This is a genomic window from Stenotrophomonas sp. GD04054 (assembly GCF_029836955.1).
Classification (GTDB): domain Bacteria; phylum Pseudomonadota; class Gammaproteobacteria; order Xanthomonadales; family Xanthomonadaceae; genus Stenotrophomonas; species Stenotrophomonas maltophilia_A.
On the sequence record NZ_JAOECR010000023.1, the window covers coordinates 39,107 to 56,588 of the forward strand.

At 64.6% G+C, this 17,482-nt stretch carries 13 protein-coding genes and 2 tRNA genes; all 15 read right to left on the reverse strand.

Annotation, left to right across the window (positions count from 1 at the left end; all coding sequences use genetic code 11):
• Positions 1–44 precede the first annotated feature (44 nt).
• The 15 genes from N7573_RS12445 to N7573_RS12515 all read right to left on the reverse strand — a co-directional run bounded on the left by N7573_RS12445 (position 45) and on the right by N7573_RS12515 (position 17,478).
• Positions 45–1,235: a glycoside hydrolase family 18 protein gene (locus tag N7573_RS12445; protein WP_279913699.1), complete on the reverse strand. Its 1,191-nt coding sequence runs from the start codon at positions 1,233–1,235 to the stop codon at positions 45–47.
• A gap of 287 nt (positions 1,236–1,522) precedes the next feature.
• Positions 1,523–3,631: a polyribonucleotide nucleotidyltransferase gene (gene pnp / locus N7573_RS12450; protein WP_121504563.1), complete on the reverse strand. Its 2,109-nt coding sequence runs from the start codon at positions 3,629–3,631 to the stop codon at positions 1,523–1,525.
• Positions 3,632–3,782: 151 nt separating this feature from the next.
• Positions 3,783–4,043 carry a 30S ribosomal protein S15 gene (gene rpsO, locus N7573_RS12455; RefSeq protein WP_005410445.1) on the reverse strand — a complete coding sequence of 87 codons (261 nt, stop codon included), beginning with the start codon at positions 4,041–4,043 and terminating at the stop codon, positions 3,783–3,785.
• A gap of 173 nt (positions 4,044–4,216) precedes the next feature.
• Positions 4,217–5,125 carry a tRNA pseudouridine(55) synthase TruB gene (truB, locus tag N7573_RS12460; protein WP_032128651.1) on the reverse strand — a complete coding sequence of 303 codons (909 nt, stop codon included), beginning with the start codon at positions 5,123–5,125 and terminating at the stop codon, positions 4,217–4,219.
• Positions 5,126–5,232: 107 nt separating this feature from the next.
• On the reverse strand, positions 5,233–5,616 hold the full coding sequence (rbfA, locus tag N7573_RS12465; protein WP_005410447.1) for a 30S ribosome-binding factor RbfA: 384 nt from the start codon (positions 5,614–5,616) through the stop codon (positions 5,233–5,235).
• 147 nt (positions 5,617–5,763) lie between these two features.
• Positions 5,764–8,409, reverse strand: coding sequence for a translation initiation factor IF-2 (infB, locus tag N7573_RS12470; protein WP_032128650.1), 2,646 nt, complete (start codon positions 8,407–8,409; stop codon positions 5,764–5,766).
• Positions 8,410–8,501: 92 nt separating this feature from the next.
• Positions 8,502–10,013, reverse strand: coding sequence for a transcription termination factor NusA (nusA, locus tag N7573_RS12475; RefSeq protein WP_005410449.1), 1,512 nt, complete (start codon positions 10,011–10,013; stop codon positions 8,502–8,504).
• A gap of 4 nt (positions 10,014–10,017) precedes the next feature.
• Positions 10,018–10,608 carry a ribosome maturation factor RimP gene (gene rimP, locus N7573_RS12480; protein WP_164080648.1) on the reverse strand — a complete coding sequence of 197 codons (591 nt, stop codon included), beginning with the start codon at positions 10,606–10,608 and terminating at the stop codon, positions 10,018–10,020.
• Positions 10,609–10,963: 355 nt separating this feature from the next.
• Positions 10,964–11,040, reverse strand: a tRNA-Met gene (locus N7573_RS12485).
• An 82-nt stretch (positions 11,041–11,122) separates the two neighbouring features.
• Positions 11,123–11,199, reverse strand: a tRNA-Met gene (locus tag N7573_RS12490).
• Between the two features lie 127 nt (positions 11,200–11,326).
• Positions 11,327–12,787 (reverse strand): NADH-quinone oxidoreductase subunit NuoN, encoded by a 1,461-nt coding sequence (gene nuoN, locus N7573_RS12495; protein WP_032128648.1) that lies wholly within the window; start codon positions 12,785–12,787, stop codon positions 11,327–11,329.
• Positions 12,788–12,802: 15 nt separating this feature from the next.
• The gene (locus tag N7573_RS12500; protein WP_024958700.1) at positions 12,803–14,311 is read right to left on the reverse strand and encodes an NADH-quinone oxidoreductase subunit M; all 1,509 of its coding nucleotides are present in this window, start codon (positions 14,309–14,311) and stop codon (positions 12,803–12,805) included.
• Positions 14,312–14,334: 23 nt separating this feature from the next.
• Positions 14,335–16,512 carry an NADH-quinone oxidoreductase subunit L gene (nuoL, locus tag N7573_RS12505; protein ID WP_134951222.1) on the reverse strand — a complete coding sequence of 726 codons (2,178 nt, stop codon included), beginning with the start codon at positions 16,510–16,512 and terminating at the stop codon, positions 14,335–14,337.
• A gap of 7 nt (positions 16,513–16,519) precedes the next feature.
• Positions 16,520–16,825, reverse strand: coding sequence for an NADH-quinone oxidoreductase subunit NuoK (gene nuoK / locus N7573_RS12510; protein WP_279912922.1), 306 nt, complete (start codon positions 16,823–16,825; stop codon positions 16,520–16,522).
• On the reverse strand, positions 16,822–17,478 hold the full coding sequence (locus N7573_RS12515) for an NADH-quinone oxidoreductase subunit J (protein ID WP_032128645.1): 657 nt from the start codon (positions 17,476–17,478) through the stop codon (positions 16,822–16,824). Before N7573_RS12515 ends, nuoK begins: the two co-directional genes overlap by 4 nt.
• Positions 17,479–17,482 lie beyond the last annotated feature (4 nt).

Genomic DNA, 17,482 nt, shown 5'->3' on the forward strand with positions numbered 1-17,482 from the left:
GCCGATGGCGTTGCGGCGTTGCGCCGGACATCGCCTGATGCAGCTCAATCGCCGATGCGTGCCTTCTGCCAGGGGCCCAGCATGGCGTTGAGCAGGCCGGCCTGTTCGTCGTCGCCGGTCAGCTCCCACATGAAGACGCCGGCCAGGCCCTGCTCGCGGGCGAACTGCGCACGCAGGCCGATCGAGCGCGGGTCTTCATAGCTGATGAAAACCTTCTGCTCGGCGTTGTACAGCCACGGGCTCTGCGCCTGTGGTTGCCAGTGCTTCGTCCAGCCCGGCTGGTCGAGATAGCGCGCCTTGATCACGCGCCAGTCGCCGGCATCGGCCGGTGCACTGTAGGACTGGTACAGCCCATCCGGCGCATCGCCGGTGACCTTGAAGCCGCGCCCGTAGAACGGCACACCCAGCACCAGCTTGTGGGCTGGCACCCCGCGCTCGCGGTAGTACTGCACCGCGCCGGCAACGTTGTTCCAGCGCCGCAGTTCCGGCGCCAGCGGATCGGTCGGTACTTCATGCAGGGGCGCATTGAACGTCGACACCGATGAGAAGCCGGTGCCCATGTCGTAGCTCATCAGGTTGATGAAATCGAACACCTTGGCCAGCGCCGGCAGGTCATAGCTTGCCGCTGGATCGTAGGGGCCATCGGTCTGCAGGCGACCGGCGGCCAGTGCGGCGGTCAACAGCATCGGCTGCCCCGCCTTGCGGCCATGCGCATCAAGGGCCACGCGGAACGCCTGCGCGAGCCGGGTCAGATTGGCGCGGTCCTGCGGGCGGTGTGCCAGCTCCTTTGGCCCGCCACTGACCGGGAACTCCCAGTCGATGTCCACGCCATCGAAACTGCCAGCATGACGATCGAAGAACAGCGCCATGCATGAGTCGACCAGGCGCTTGCGGCTGCCCTCGGTCAGCGCTGCATCGGAGAATCCACCTGCGCCCCAGCCACCGATCGAGATCAGCGTGCGCAGATGCGGGTGCGCCTTCTTCAGCTCGGCCAGCGCCGCGAAATTCTTCGGCGCTTCCGCAGCGATCGTGCAGCGCCCGTCCTCGATGGTGGAGAACGCGTAGAACAGGTGGGTGAGGCGCTCGGCCGGAATGCTCGACACCGGGTAGCGCTCGGCAGAACCACCGGGGTAGTAGGCACCGAAGATCGGCGGCTGCGCGGGTGCCGCATGCACGGCTATGGGCAAGGCACCGGCAATCAGCACGGCAAGGGCAGCCACAGTCTGGCGGAACATGGGATCTCCCGGTTCGAAGGCGCAGCCACGTTAGCAAACGGATGGGGCTGCGGGACGGTTGTCGTGGCATGTCGTCCAGTGGACAGCTGCGATCCGCGCAACCGCGACAGAACGATGGCTGCGTAGCGCCTCTCGTGCACTGCGGCAGGACATGCAACGACCTGGGTGCGCGGTTCTTCATAACAGCGAGGCAAAGAAAAAGCGGGCCGAAGCCCGCTTTTTCAATTCAGCGATTCCAGAAGCGTGTCAACCAAGGTTGACACCTACCGTAATCGACCGGAGGTCGATTACTCGGCGCTGGCGGCGTCGCCTTCTTCCACGGCCTTCATCGACAGGCGGATACGGCCCTGCTTGTCGACTTCCAGCACCTTGACCTTGACCACATCGCCTTCCTTCAGCACGTCGCCGACCTTCTCGACGCGATCGCTGGAGATCTGCGACACGTGGACCAGACCGTCCTTGCCCGGCAGGATGGTGACGAACGCACCGAAGTCCATGATCTTGGCGACCTTGCCTTCGTAGATGCGGCCCGGCTCGACGTCCGAGGTGATCTGCTCGATGCGGGCCTTGGCGGCCTGGGCAGCGATGGCATTGACCGAAGCGATGACGATGGTGCCGTCGTCCTGGATGTCGATCTGGGTGCCGGTTTCCTTGGTGATGGCCTGGATGGTCGAGCCACCCTTGCCGATCACTTCGCGGATCTTGTCCGGGTGGATCTTGATGGTCAGCAGGCGCGGCGCGTAGTCCGACAGCTCTTCACGCGGAGCGGTCAGGCCGTGGGCCATTTCGCCCAGGATGTGCAGACGGCCAGCCTTGGCCTGCTGCAGGGCCTGCTTCATGATCTCTTCGGTGATGCCTTCGATCTTGATGTCCATCTGCAGGGCGGAGATGCCCTCAGCGGTACCGGCCACCTTGAAGTCCATGTCGCCCAGGTGATCTTCGTCACCCAGGATGTCGGACAGGACGACGAAACGCTCGCCTTCCTTGACCAGGCCCATGGCGATACCGGCAACCGGCGCCTTCACCGGCACGCCGGCGTCCATCAGGGCCAGCGACGAACCGCAGACCGATGCCATCGACGAGGAACCGTTCGACTCGGTGATTTCCGAGACGACGCGGATGGTGTACGGGAAGGCTTCCAGCGACGGCATGACAGCCAGCACGCCGCGCTTGGCCAGGCGACCGTGGCCGATTTCGCGGCGCTTCGGGCCCATCATGCGGCCGCACTCACCCACCGAGAACGGAGGGAAGTTGTAGTGGAACAGGAAGTTTTCCTTGTACTCACCGGCAACGGCATCGATGACCTGGCCATCACGGGCGGTGCCCAGGGTGATGGTCACGATGGCCTGGGTTTCGCCGCGGGTGAACAGCGAGGAACCGTGGGTACGCGGCAGCACGCCGGTCTTCACGGCGATCGGGCGGACGGTGTCCAGCGCACGGCCGTCGATACGGACCTTGGTGTCCAGCACCGAGTCACGCATGGTGCGGTATTCCAGCTCGCCGAATTCCTTCGACAGCTCGGCCGGGTTCCAGCCTTCAGCGGCCACGCGGCCAGCCAGGGTTTCAACCACGTCCTTCTTGATCGCCGAGATGGCGTCACGGCGCTGCAGCTTGTCACGCACCTGGAAGGCTTCGCCCAGGCGCGGGCCGATGGCTTCCTTCAGGGCGGAGATCAGCGCGTCGTTCTTGGCCGGGGCTTCCCAGGTCGACGGCTTGGTGCCGGCTTCGACGGTCAGCTCGTTGATCGCGTTGATGACCTTCTGCATTTCGCGGTGACCGAAGGTCACGGCGCCCAGCATCACTTCTTCGGACAGCAGCGCGGCTTCGGATTCGACCATCAGCACGGCGTTGGAGGTACCGGCGACAACCAGTTCCAGCTGCGAGTCAGCCAGTTCGCTGACGGTCGGGTTCAGGATGTACTCGCCGTTCTTGTAGCCGACCTTGGCAGCGCCGATCGGACCCATGAACGGGGTGCCGGCCAGGGCCAGGGCAGCCGAGGCGCCGATCAGGGCCGGGATGTCACCGTCCACGTCCGGGTTCAGCGACATGACCGTGGCGATGATCTGCACTTCGTTCTTGTAGTCTTCCGGGAACAGCGGACGGATCGGACGGTCGATCAGGCGCGAGATCAGGGTTTCCTTCTCGGTCGCACGGCCTTCACGCTTGAAGAAACCACCCGGGATACGGCCGCCGGCGTAGAACTTTTCCTGATAATCGACGGTCAGCGGGAAGAAGTCCTGGCCTTCGCGCGCGCTCTTGGCGGCGACGGCGGTGACCAGCAGTACGGTGTCGTCCATCTTGACGATGACGGCACCGCTGGCCTGACGGGCGACTTCGCCGGTCTCGAGCGTGACGGTGTGCTTGCCGTACTGGAAGGTTTTGGTGATTTTTGCCACGGAGGGTGTCCTTGGGGATGCTGTCTGCGAATTTGGACCGTCGGCGACCCTTGCCGCCAGCGGGTGGCCGGATCGTTCCGGCCTGAATCGGGGATTGCGGTGCTACAAAACAAAACCGCGGCGCATCGCTGCGCCGCGGGGGATTCGTTGCTTAGCGACGCAGGCCAAGCTTCTCGATCAGGGCCTTGTAACGCTCGACGTCCTTCTTCTTCAGGTAGTCGAGCAGGCTGCGACGGCGGTTGACCATCTGCAGCAGGCCGCGGCGGCTGTGGTGGTCCTTCTTGTGGGTCTTGAAGTGGCCGGTCAGCAGTTCGATGCGGGCGGTCAGCAGTGCAACCTGGACTTCCGGGGAGCCGGTGTCAGCCGAGCTGCGCTTGTTGTCTTCAATGACCTTCTGGGTGTCGATCGACATTTCTTTTTTCTCTGTGATGCGTGGCCGGCAGGAACGCGCTTCGCGCACCGCCAGGCTCGCCATGGACTACGAGGATGAAACCTGCGCGAGGCAGGCTGCCGGAAAACGGCCGCGAAATTGTAACGGTCGGGGGCTTCCGGGACAAGGACCGGGGCTGAACCGCCCGGCCCAGGTCAGAGGTTGAAACGACGCTGCGGGGCCAGCAGGCCACTGTCATCGACCTGGCCCAGGCCCTGGACAGCATCGTCCGGGCCAAACACGGCCACCAGGCCATGCGGCCAGGACAGGTCGCGCTGGCGCTGGCCGACGCAGAAGCGGTGGGCCTGGTCGGCATCCAGGTCGACCCGCGGGTATTCAGCCAGGCCGGCCGCCAGCGGCAGCAGCAGCGCGTCCATCCCGGCCTCGTCGCCTGCCTCGACCATCGCCCGCAGCTGGTCCAGGGTGACCATCGCCGGTTCACGGAACGGCTCGACCCACAGCCGGCGCAACGCGCTGATGTGGGCACCGCAGCCCAGCGCCTCGCCCAGGTCGCGGGCCAGGCTGCGGATGTAGGTGCCGGAGCCGCAGGTCACGCGCAGCCGCAACCGCTCGGGCTGCTGCTCCAGCACCTCGATGGCATGCACCTGCACCTCACGCTCCGGCGCTTCGATGACGTCACCACGGCGGGCCTTCACATACAGCGGCTCCCCACCCTGCTTCAGTGCCGAATAGATCGGAGCACGCTGGCGGATGCTGCCGGTCAGCGGCGCCAGCGCCGCCTGCAGGGCCTCGGCACTGATCGAAGGCACCGGGCGCTGCAGCAGCACCTGGCCTTCGGAATCGTCAGTGTCGGTGGTCTGGCCCAGCATGATCTCGGCGTCGTAGGCCTTGGCCGAGCCGAGCAACAGTCCGGCAATCTTGGTCGCCTCGCCGAAGCACAGCGGCAGCAGGCCGGTGGCCAGCGGATCGAGGCTGCCGGTATGGCCACCCTTTTCGGCACGGAACAGGCGACGGGCCACCTGCAGGGCGGCGTTGGAGCTCATGCCGGTCGACTTGTCGAGCAGCAGGATGCCATCCAGGCGGCGGAACTGAATTCGGGTCATGACAGGATTTTGTAGAGCCGAGCCATGCTCGACTGCTGCAGCGCGGTCTGCATCAGACATCGCGCAGCCGGAATGCAACAACGCCGGGCATGCCCGGCGTCGCGCGGTTATTCTTCGTCGCTCTCGCGACGCTTCTCAGCGGCCAACGTATCAGGCAGATCGCGCAGGATGTTGTCGATGTGCTCACCACGGTCGACCGAGTCGTCGTAGTGGAAATGCAGCTCCGGCACGTGGCGCAGCTTCATCGCACGGGCCAGGTCCATGCGCAGGCGGTAGCCCAGTTCCTTCAGGCCGGCCACGGCTTCAGCCGAACGTTCCGGCATCAGCGCGGTGACAAATACCTTGGCATGGGCCATGTCGCGGGTGATTTCCACGTCGGACACGCTCACCGAGGGCAACCCGTGCTCGCGCACGGCGTTGTGCACCAGGGTGCCGAGTTCACGGCGCAGCTGGGCGGAGACACGGTCGGTTCGATGGAAAGTCTTGGGCACGAGGAGCTCTTGGTTCAGTTGTCGCCCGACCAACGGTCGGGCACTACATCTACATGGTACCCGACCGTTGGCCGAGTTCTACAGCATGGCAGGGCCCTACCGGGCTCTACCCTGGTAGGGCCCGACCGTTGGTCGGGCCACACCACATTACAGGGTGCGCGGCACTTCGATACGCTCGAAGCACTCGATCTGATCGCCCGGCTTGACGTCGTTGTAGGCCTTCACCGCGATACCGCACTCGGTACCGTTGCGGACTTCCTCGACGTTCTCCTTGAAGCGACGCAGCGATTCCAGCTCGCCCTCGAAGATCACCACGCTGTCGCGCAACACGCGGATCGGCTTGTTGCGCTTGACCACGCCCTCGATGACCATCGAGCCGGCCACGGCGCCCAGCTTGGAGCTGCGGAAGACGTCGCGGACCTCGGCGATACCGATGATCTCTTCGCGGATCTCCACGCCCAGCAGACCGGAAGCCACCTGCTTCACCTGATCGATCACGTCATAGATGATCGAGAAGTAACGCAGATCGACGCCGTTGGATTCGATGATGCGACGGGCCGAAGCGTCCGCACGCACGTTGAAGCCGATGACGGTGGCCTTCGAAGCGGCCGCCGAGTTGGCGTCCGATTCGGTGATGCCGCCCACGCCGGAGTGGATCACGTTGATGCGGATGTCTTCGTTGGACAGCGCGACCAGTGCCTGACTCAGGGCCTGCACCGAACCCTGCACGTCGGCCTTGATGACCAGGTTGAGGACCTGCTGGCCCTCGCCCTTGCCCAGGGTCGCCATGATGTCTTCCATGCGGCTGCCGGCGGTGGCGACCAGGCGCGATTCACGGCGCTTGGTCTCACGCTGCTGGGCAACGTCCTTGGCCAGGCGCTCGTCCTCGACGACCACGAAGTCATCACCCGCTTCCGGCACACCGGACAGGCCCAGGACCTGCACCGGGATGGACGGGCCGGCGAACTCCGGCTGCTTGCCGGTTTCGTCGAACAGCGCACGCACGCGGCCGTACTGGATGCCGCACACCAGGTAGTCGCCCTTCTTCAGGCGGCCCTGCTGCACCAGCACGGTGGCGACCGGGCCACGGCCCTTGTCCAGCGACGATTCGATCACCACGCCCGAAGCGCGGCCTTCGTCGACGGCCTTCAGTTCCAGCAGTTCGGCCTGGATCGAGATGGCGTCCAGCAGGTCGTCGATGCCCAGGCCGGTCTTGGCCGAGATTTCCACCATCTGGGTGTCACCACCGAAGTCTTCGGCCACGACCTGCTCGGACAGCAGTTCGTTCTTGACCCGCATCGGGTCGGCGTCGGACTTGTCGATCTTGTTGATCGCCACGATCAGCGGCACACCCGCCGAACGGGCGTGCTGGATCGCTTCCTTGGTCTGCGGCATGACGCCGTCATCGGCGGCCACGACCAGCACCACGATGTCGGTCAGCTTGGCGCCGCGCGCACGCATCGAGGTGAATGCCGCGTGGCCCGGGGTATCCAGGAAGCTGATCACGCCCTTCGGCGTATCCACGTGGTAGGCACCGATGTGCTGGGTGATGCCGCCGGCTTCGCCGGTGGCGACCTTGGTGCGGCGGATGTAATCCAGCAGCGAGGTCTTGCCGTGGTCGACGTGGCCCATGATGGTGACCACCGGCGGACGCTGGGTGGCTTCGCCCTGGTTTTCACCGGTCGAGGCCAGCAGTGCGTCTTCGGCGTCGTTGTCGTTGGCACGGATCGCCTTGTGGCCGAGTTCTTCGGTCACCAGCGCGGCGGTGTCATGGTCGATGGACTGGGTGATGGTGGCCATCACGCCCATCTTGAACAGCGCCTTGACCACCTCACCGCCCTTCAGCGCGAGCTTCTGCGCCAGGTCGGCCACGGTGATCGTGTCGCCGATCGCCACTTCACGCACCACCGGCGCGGTCGGACGCTCGAAGGCGTGCGGACCTGCATTGTTGCCACCGCGCGACATGTCGCGACGGCCACCGGCCTGGTTACGCCCGCCCGGACGACCACGGGTGTTGCTGTTGTTGCTGTTGCCACGACGCGCGCGGTCGGCAGCCGACAGGTGCATCTGGCCGGCGAAACGGTCGCCCGGGCCACGCTCGTTGCGCGGCGCGCTGCGGTTGTTGCGGTCGTCGTTGCGCGGCGGCGGCGGAGCGCTGCGCGGCGCAGCCGGAGCGGCGGCCGGAGCACGCGGCGGGCGCGGCGCGGTTTCATCGATCGGAGCGCGCTTGGGCTTGCTGGCAGCCAGCGCCTCGGCAGCCTTGGCGGCGGCCGCAGCTTCCTCGGCGGCCTTCTTCTCGGCCTCTGCGCGTTCCTTGGCCGCAACCTCTTCCTCACGGGCACGGACGATGGCTTCGTCGCGCAGACGATCCTTCTCGGCCAGGGCCTGCTGTTCGGCAAGGTTGCGCGCACGCGACTCTTCCAGCTTGCGCAGGATGTCGGCGCGCTCTTCGTCCGGGGTCATGGCGCGAGCACCATCCTTGACGTAGGTACGCTTCTGGCGCACCTCGACATTCACGGTCGTCTTGCTGCGACCGGAACTGACCGTCACTTCCTGCTGTTTCCGGCGGTTGAGCGTGATCTTCTTTGCAGACTGATCAGTTTCTTCCGGGGCCTGCTCGGGCTTGCCGTGCGAACGACGAAGGAAGCCCAGGAGCTTCACCTTCTCGGTGCTGGTCACGACCTGGTCGGGACCGCTGAACTTCATGCCGGCACCGGCCAGCTGTTCCAGCAGTTTTTCGACCGGCGTGTTGACCAGTTCGGCAAGCTTGCGGATGGTGGTTTGCTGCGACATTCGGATCCTATGATCTTGTGGGCGCCCCCCCGCATCTGGAGGTGGCGCGGATTCTACGCCCTGAGCGGCTCAGGGCCCTGTTCATTGCCGGCTCATTCGCCGCGTTCCAGTCGGGCGATCTCCTCGGCACGTGCGGCCAGGATCAGCGCAGCGGCGCGCGCCTGATCCAGCCCTTCGATGCCGAAGTCCATGACCTCGTCGGCGGCCAGGTCGGACAGGTCCTCACTGGTGCGCACGCCGTGGCCGGCCAGCGCATACGCGGTGGCTTCGTCCATGCCCTTCAGGGACAGCAGGTCCTGCGCCGGCTGGCCGTCTTCAAGGCCTTCCTCGACTGCCAGGGCCTCATTGAGCAGCGCATCGCGGGCACGAGCGCGCAGCTCTTCGACGATGTCTTCGTCGAAACCTTCCACGGCCAGCAGTTCGCCGACCGGGACATATGCGATTTCCTCGACGGTGCCGAAGCCTTCGCTCACCAGGATGCCGGCGATTTCCTCGTCCACTTCCAGCTTGTCCATGAACAGCTGGCGGGCCGAAGCCTGCTCGGCCTCCGACTTGGCGGTGACCTGGTCCTGGGTCATCACGTTGAGCTGCCAGCCGGTCAGGCGGCTGGCCAGGCGCACGTTCTGGCCGCCCTTGCCGATCGCCTGGGCCAGGCGGTCTTCGGCAACGGCCAGGTCCATCGAATGCTTGTCTTCATCGACGATGATCGACTGCACTTCAGCCGGCGCCATCGCGTTGATGACGAAGTTGGCCGGGTTGTCGTTCCACAGCACGATGTCCACGCGCTCGCCATTGAGCTCGTTGGACACGGCCTGCACGCGCGAACCGCGCATGCCGATGCAGGCACCGATCGGATCGGTGCGCTGGTCGTGGGCGAGCACGGCGATCTTGGCGCGGTCGCCCGGATCGCGGGCGCAGGCCTTGATTTCCACCAGGCCCTGGCCGACTTCCGGCACTTCCAGCTTGAACAGCTCGATCATGAATTCCGGGGCGGCGCGGCTGATGAACAGCTGCGGGCCACGCGGTTCCGAACGGACTTCGGCCAGATAGCCGCGCACGCGGTCACCGGCGCGCAGCACGTCACGCGGAATGCCCTTGTCCTTCGGGATGAAGCCTTCGGCGTTGCCACCGAGGTCGACATAGATGTTGCCGCGCTCGGCGCGCTTGACCACACCGGTGATCAGCTCACCCACGCGATCCTTCCATGCATCCACGACCTGCTGGCGCTCGGCTTCGCGCACGCGCTGGACGATGACCTGCTTGGCGGCCTGGGCAGCAATGCGGCCGAAGTCCGGGTTCTCGATCTGCTCTTCGATGTAGTCGCCGACGTCCACGCCTTCGGCTTCATCGACGGCGTCCATCAGGCGGATCTGGCGGTCCGGCGATTCCATGACCACGTCATCGGCCACCACTTCCCAGCGACGGAAGGTTTCGTAGCTGCCATCCTTGTGGTCGATGACCACGCGGGTCAGCACTTCCTCGTCGGGATAGCGCTTCTTCGCTGCCGAGGCCAGGGCGGCCTCGATGGCATCGAAGATCACTTCACGCGGCACGCCCTTCTCGTTGGCGACTGCGTCGACTACCAGCAACAGTTCCTTGCTCATTGGCTCACTCCGCGCGCGGCTTCTTTGCCGCCGGCTCGTTGGAAGAAGAATTCTTGTTCGGCTTCGGACGCTTCGGTGCCGGACCGGTCGGCTTGCTCGGGGCCAGCCCCAGCGCCACCCAGTCGGGCATGATCCGTGCCTTGTCGATGTTGTCGGCCGACACGACCACTTCGGCCTTGTCGACGATGAAGGTGATGGCACCTGCGGTCTCGTCGATGGCTTCGATGCGGCCCTGCAGGCGGCGACGGTTGTCCTGCGGCAGCTTCAGCGTGACCTTGGCCATTTCGCCGAGGTGACGGCCGAACTGCTCCAGGTTGAACAGCGGACGATCGACGCCCGGCGAAGACACTTCCAGCGTGTAGTTGCCGCTGATCGGGTCTTCGACGTCCATCTGTGCCGACACTTCGCGGCTGACCCGCTCGCAGTCGTCGACATTGATGATGCGCTCGGGCTGTTCAGCCAGCGGCACGTCGATGTAAAGGCGCAGGGTCGCACCGCCGGGGGCCGGCAGATACTCAACGCCCAGCAGCTCCAGGCCCAGCGACACAACGGTCGGGGCGAGCAGATTCGCGATGTCGGTTGCCTTGTCGCTCACAGCCTGCCTTGATCTCTATGGTTGGGTGCCGGCCTTGGCCGGCGTGGAAACATGACGCCCCGGAAACGACAAAGGGCCCGTTGGGCCCCTTTTCCGGAAAGACTCCGGTGACTGGATTCCGGTTGCAACCTGCAGTGCCTGCCGGTTGCGGCCCTCCTTCCGGGTCCGGACTCCCGCTGGGAGGCCGCCTTCAGGGGTATTGCTAGGCCGCTGATGATAGCGACTGCACCGCGCTGGTGCAAGGCTTGGGCCGGCCTTGCCGCACCGGCAGTCGAGCATGGCTCGACTCTACAAAAATGCGGAACCCCAAAGAAAAACGCCTTCGAAGCAGGACTTCGAAGGCGAACTGTTTACTTGGTAGCGGGGGCAGGATTTGAACCTGCGACCTTCGGGTTATGAGCCCGACGAGCTGCCAGACTGCTCCACCCCGCATCAGAAGCGGAATTATGAGTGAATGCTTCAAAACATGCAAGCCTTCCCTCATTCATCAAACCGGTTGGCGCCGATATGAAGTTGGTAGCGGGGGCAGGATTTGAACCTGCGACCTTCGGGTTATGAGCCCGACGAGCTGCCAGACTGCTCCACCCCGCACCGGAAGTGTTTGAACTGCTGCCCTGCTCTTTCGAGGAGGGCTACCGCAACGATGTTCTGGCTGAACCGCTGCAGTGACAACTCAGGCTGCGCATATTACACGAATCGCGCAGCTTTGTGTCAACTTTTATGCAAGATGCGCAAATGCCTGCTGGCACCAGACCATGATCGGGTTCCATGCCAGGCCCAGCGCCAGCAGCGCCAGCGCGTTCACGCCCAGGACCAGGCCCAGCACGCGGTCATTGCTGCGCGGCATGGCCTCGCCCACCGGCTCATCGAAGTACATGACCTTGATGACGCGCAGGTAGTAGAAGCAGCCGACCACGGCACACAGCACGCCGAGAATGGCCAGCCACAGCAGGCCACCGTTGACGGCCGCGCCCAGCACCGCCAGCTTGGTCCAGAAGCCCAGGAACGGCGGGATGCCAGCCAGCGACGCCATGATGCACAGCACCAGGCCAGCCATCCACGGGTTGCGGGCATTGAGGCCCTTGAAGTCTTCGATGTTCTCGGCTTCGAAGCCGGCACGCGACAGCGCGATGATCGCGCCGAAGGCGGCGGTCGACATGATGGCGTAGGCCAGTGCGTAGAACAGTGCGGCGGCATAGCCCTGCGAGCCGCCACCGGCAATGCCCATCAGCAGGAAGCCGATGTGCGAGACGGTGGAAAACGCCAGCATGCGCTTGAGGTTGCTCTGCGCGATGGCCATCAGGTTGCCGATGACCAGCGAGACTGCGGCCAGGCCGGCGATCAGCAGCTGCAGTTCGGTCGACAGCGGGCCCACGCCCATTTCCAGCAGGCGGTAGGCCATGCCGAAGGCGGCCAGCTTCGGCGCCGAGCTGATGAACAGTGCGATCGGTGCCGGGGCACCCTGATACACGTCCGGCAGCCACATGTGGAACGGCGCGGCACCCAGCTTGAAGGCGACGCCGGCGATCATGAACACCGCACCGGTGATCAGCAGCACGCGCTCTTCCGAGTGCGGGATGGCCTCGCGGATGACGTCCAGGTGCAGGCTGCCGGTGGCGCCGTAGATCAGCGACATGCCGTACAGCAGCAGGCCAGAAGCCAGCGAACCCAGCACGATGTACTTCATCGCCGCTTCCGAGGCCAGGCCGTTCTCACGGTTGCTGGCAACCAGCGCGTAGGAGCACAGCGCCAGCAGTTCCAGGCCCAGGTAGACCATCAGCAGGCTGCCCGCCGAGACCAGGATCATCATGCCGGCGGTGCCGAACAGGATCAGCACCGGGATCTCGCCCTGGAACAGGTTGCGGTCGCGCAGGTAGCGCCAGCCGTAGACCAGGGTCAGGCCGCTGAGCAGCACGATCCCGGTCTTCATCACGTCCGCGGCGGTATCGCGCACGAACATGCCATGGAAGACCTCCCCCTGCCCGCCCACGCCGGTGGCCAGCATGAACAGCACCACGGCCAGCGCAGCGAGCGAGAACAGGTGGGTGACGATCTTGTTCCGGTTGCTGACGAACAGGTCGAGGATCATCAGGGCGAAGGCGCTGCCGATCAGCACCAGCTCGGGAGCGAGCGGTGGCAGGTCAGCGGCGGTCAATGGCAGCAGCGGCGAGGTGGTCATCATCAAATCCTGGAATTACAGCAGCTTGCTGGATGCGATCTGCATCGCCAGCTTCGCGATCGAGGGCTCCATCAGGTCGGTCAGCGGCTTGGGGTAGATGCCCAAGGCCAGCACGCCGATGGCGAACACGCCCAGCACCAGCCATTCGCGGCCGTTGATGTCCTTCAGTTCGGCAACGTGGCTGTTGGCCACTTCGCCGAAGAAGATGCGCTTGTACAGCCACAGGGTGTAGGCGGCGCCGATGATCAGGGTGGTGGCCGCGCCCAGCGCGATCCACGGATTACGCTGGAAGGCCGCGAGGATGACCATGAACTCGCCGACGAAACCGCTGGTGCCCGGCAGGCCTGCATTGGCCATGAAGAACAGCATGGCGAAGGTCGCAAACCAGGGCATCACGTTGACCACGCCGCCGTAATCGGCGATGCGGCGGCTGTGCATGCGGTCGTACAGCACGCCAACGCTGGAGAACATTGCGCCGGACACGAAGCCGTGCGAGATCATCTGCACCATGGCGCCCTGCAGGCCCAGGCGGGCGGCATCGGCGTTGCCGGCTTCACGCACCAGCCACAACGCGATGAAGGTGCCCAGGGTGACGAAGCCCATGTGCGCGATCGACGAATAGGCGATCAGCTTCTTCATGTCGTCCTGCACCAGGGCGACGAGGCCGACGTAGATCACCGCGATCAGCGACAGCGCGATCACCAGCCACGCCCATTCCTGCGACGCGTCCGGGACGATCGGCAGGTTGAAGCGCAGGAAGCCGTAGCCACCGATCTTCAGGGCGATGGCGGCCAGGATCACCGAACCGGCGGTCGGCGCTTCCACGTGGGCGTCCGGCAGCCAGGTGTGGACCGGGAACATCGGCACCTTGACCGCGAAGGCGATCAGGAAGGCAAAGAAGATCCAGGTCTGTTCCTTGGCCGACAGCGGCAGCGCGTACAGGTCGGCCAGCTGGAAGCTGCCGCCCTTCATGTACAGGTAGATCAGCGCCACCAGCATCAGCACCGAGCCGAGGAAGGTGTACAGGAAGAACTTCAATGCTGCGTAGATGCGGCGCGGGCCACCCCAGACACCGATGATCAGGAACATCGGGATCAGCATCGCCTCGAAGAACACGTAGAACAGCATCGCGTCCGTCGCGGCGAAGATGCCGACGGTGACGCCTTCCAGGATCAGGAAGGCGGCCACGTACTGGTTGACGCGCTTGTCGATGGCGCTCCAGGCGCCGATCAGGGCAAGCACGCTGACCAGGGTAGTCAGCAGGATCAGCGCCACGGCGATGCCGTCCACGCCCAGGTTGTAGCCGATCTTGTACGCCGGGATCCAGGCATGGGTCTCGACGAACTGCAGACCGTCGATGCCCGCGTTGTAGCCGCTCAGCAGCGAGAGGCTCGCCACGAACGTCAGCACCGCTACGCCCAGCGACGCCCAGCGGGCGGTCTGCGCATCACGGATCGCAAGGATCAGGGCACCACCGATGATCGGCAGCCAGATGAGGACACTGAGTAGAGGCCAGTTCGACACGTCTTCTTATTCCGTACAGGTCATCAACGCAGGTAATGCATCAGCACGCCCAGAAGGGCAATCAGGCCGATGATCATCGCGAAGGCGTAGTGATAGAGGAAACCGGATTGGGTACGACGCAGCACGCCGGCTGCGACGTCCACAACACGTGCCGAAAGATTGACCACGCCGTCGACGATGTTGCTGTCGATCCAGCGTGCGACCTTGCCCAGCTTGACGCTGCCACCGGCAAAGCCATCGATCCACAGCTTGTCGAAGCCGTACTTGTTTTCCAGCACCGACACCAGCGGAGCGAAGGTCTTGCGCGCCTTGCCCGACAGGTCCGGCTTCCACAGGTAGAACAGTGCAGCCAGCAGGAAGCCCGCCAGGGTCAGCCAGAACGGCGGCAGCATCATGCCGTGCAGCGCGAACGCCACCGGCCCGTGGAACTCTTCGCCCAGGAAGGCAACGGTGTTCTTGGCCGGATCGTAGAAATCGACGATGCCGGTGAAGAACGTGTTGACCTGGCCCTTGATTGCGTCGTGCGCATGGTGGCCGGCCCAGTCGGTGCCGTGCAGCATCGGACCGATGCTGAAGAAACCGATGGCGATCGACGGGATGGCCAGCAGGATCAGCGGCAGGGTCACCACCCACGGGGTTTCGTGCGGCTCATGCGGACCGTGGCCATGGCCGTGGTCGTCATGGGCATCGCCGTGGTGGGCATCAGCATGGTGGGCGTCGGCAGCGTGGTGATCATCATGGCCATGGCCATGATCGTCATGATGCGCGTCGCGGAAGCGTTCCTTGCCATGGAAGGTCAGGAACAGCAGGCGGAAGCTGTAGAAGCTGGTCACCAGCACGCCACCCAGCACTGCCCAGTAGCCATAGGTGGCCACCCAGCTGTTCTGCATGTGGGCGTGGATCTCGGCCGCCTCGATGATGGTGTCCTTCGAGTAGAAGCCGGAGAAGAACGGCGTACCGACCAGGGCCAGGGTACCGATCCACATGGTGACGAAGGTGATCGGCATGTACTTGCGCAGGCCGCCCATCTTGCGCATGTCCTGCTCGTGGTGCATCGCGATGATGACCGAGCCGGCGCCCAGGAACAGCAGGGCCTTGAAGAAGGCGTGGGTCATCAGGTGGAACACGGCGGCCGAGTAGGCCGACACGCCCAGGGCGACGGTCATGTAGCCCAGCTGCGACAGCGTGGAGTACGCGACGACGCGCTTGATGTCGTTCTGCACGATGCCGATCAGGCCGGTGAAGAACGCGGTGGTGGCACCGATGAACAGCACGAAGTTCAGCGCCGTCTGCGACAGCTCGAACAGCGGCGACATGCGGGTGACCATGAAGATACCGGCGGTCACCATCGTCGCGGCGTGGATCAGTGCCGAGATCGGGGTCGGGCCTTCCATCGAGTCCGGCAGCCACACGTGCAGCGGGACCTGGGCCGACTTGCCCATGGCGCCGATGAACAGGCAGATGCAGATGACGGTGGCGATCGACCAGATCACCGGCTCGTTCAGCAGCTGCATGCCCAGGATCGTGCCGTCCCAGATCTGCAGCTGGGCGCGCGGGTCAGCCAGCATGCCGGCCTGCGAGAACACCTGCGAATAGTCCAGGGTGCCGAACACCCACAGCACGCCGGCGATACCGAGCAGGAAGCCGAAGTCACCAACGCGATTGACCAGGAACGCCTTCATGTTGGCGAAGATCGCAGTCGGGCGCTTGAACCAGAAGCCGATCAGCAGGTACGACACCAGGCCCACCGCTTCCCAGCCGAAGAACAGCTGCAGGAAGTTGTTGCTCATCACCAGGGTGAGCATCGAGAAGGTGAACAGCGAGATGTAGCTGAAGAACCGCTGGTAGCCCGGATCGTCCTGCATGTAGCCGATCGTGTAGATGTGGACCAGCAGCGACACGAAGGTCACCACCACCATCATCATCGCGGTCAGCTTGTCGACCATGAAACCGACGTGGGCCGAGTACTGGCCGACTTCGAAGAACGTGTAGATGTTCTGGTTGAACGGCTGCGCACCGCCCCACAGCAACTGGTAGAGCGTGTACATCGACAGGCCGCAGGCAACCGCGACGCCGAGGATGGTGATGGTCTGCGCGCCGAAGCGCTTGACCTGGCGACCGAACAGGCCGGCGATGATGCTGCCGAACAGCGGTGCAAGCACCACTGCGATCAACAGACTCTTGGAGAGAGTGATTTCCATCTGTGGATCAGCCCTTCAACGAATTGACTTCGCCGACATTGATCGTGCGGCGGGTACGGAACAGGGTCACCAGGATCGCCAGGCCGATGGCGGCTTCCGCGGCGGCGACGGTCAGGATGAAGAACACGAACAGCTGGCCGGACGGATCGCCCAGCTGACGCGAGAAGCCGACGAAGTTGATGTTCACCGACAGCAGCATCAGTTCGATCGACATCAGCAGGACGATGACGTTCTTCCGGTTGAGGAAGATGCCGGCCAGGCTGATGGCGAACAGCACCGCGCCCAGCGCAAGGATGTGGCCAAGGGTAATCACGGCTGGGTCTCCTCGCCGGCGGCCGGCTTGCTGTTGCTGTGCACGACCGGCGCTTCGGCGCCCATCTTGACCATGCGCAGGCGCTGGCCGGCCTTGACCATGGTCTGCTCACCCGGGTTCTGGCTCTTCACGCCGGTACGGCGGCGCAGGGTCAGCATCACGGCGGCAACCACGGCCACGGTCAGGATGACGGCGGCGAACTCGAACGGCAGCAGGTACTCGGTGAACAGCGTACGCGCCAGCCAGGTGACGTTGGAGCTGTCGGCAGCGACCGCGGCGGCGTTGTCGGCCGGGAACGGGTTGACCGCCCTGCCCTTCACGCCGATCAGGATCAGCATCTGCACCAGCATCGCCACGGCAACAATGAGACCGACCGGCAGGTAGCGGACCCAGCCCTCACGCAGCTTGGTGGGGTCGATGTCGAGCATCATAACCACGAACAGGAACAGCACCATCACCGCGCCGACGTAGACCAGCACCAGCGCCACGCCGAGGAACTCGGCGCCGACCAGCAGCCACACGCAGGCAATGGAGAAGAAGGTCAGCACCAGGCAGAGCACGGCGTGAACCGGGTTGCGCACGCTGATCACCGCACCGGCCGAAACCGTTGCCGCGATGGCGAACACCCAGAAAGCGATATTTACCCAATCCATCTCT

Excerpts from the sequence above, each read along its gene's own strand:
- rpsO (WP_005410445.1), bottom strand. The coding sequence starts at position 4,043 with ATGTCGATCGACACCCAGAAGGTCATTGAAGACAACAAGCGCAGCTCG.
- infB (WP_032128650.1), bottom strand. The coding sequence starts at position 8,409 with ATGTCGCAGCAAACCACCATCCGCAAGCTTGCCGAACTGGTCAACACG.
- nuoL (WP_134951222.1), bottom strand. The coding sequence starts at position 16,512 with ATGGAAATCACTCTCTCCAAGAGTCTGTTGATCGCAGTGGTGCTTGCA.
- nuoN (WP_032128648.1), bottom strand. The coding sequence starts at position 12,787 with ATGACCACCTCGCCGCTGCTGCCATTGACCGCCGCTGACCTGCCACCG.
- nusA (WP_005410449.1), bottom strand. The coding sequence starts at position 10,013 with ATGAGCAAGGAACTGTTGCTGGTAGTCGACGCAGTCGCCAACGAGAAG.
- truB (WP_032128651.1), bottom strand. The coding sequence starts at position 5,125 with ATGACCCGAATTCAGTTCCGCCGCCTGGATGGCATCCTGCTGCTCGAC.
- N7573_RS12445 (WP_279913699.1), bottom strand. The coding sequence starts at position 1,235 with ATGTTCCGCCAGACTGTGGCTGCCCTTGCCGTGCTGATTGCCGGTGCC.
- N7573_RS12515 (WP_032128645.1), bottom strand. The coding sequence starts at position 17,478 with ATGGATTGGGTAAATATCGCTTTCTGGGTGTTCGCCATCGCGGCAACG.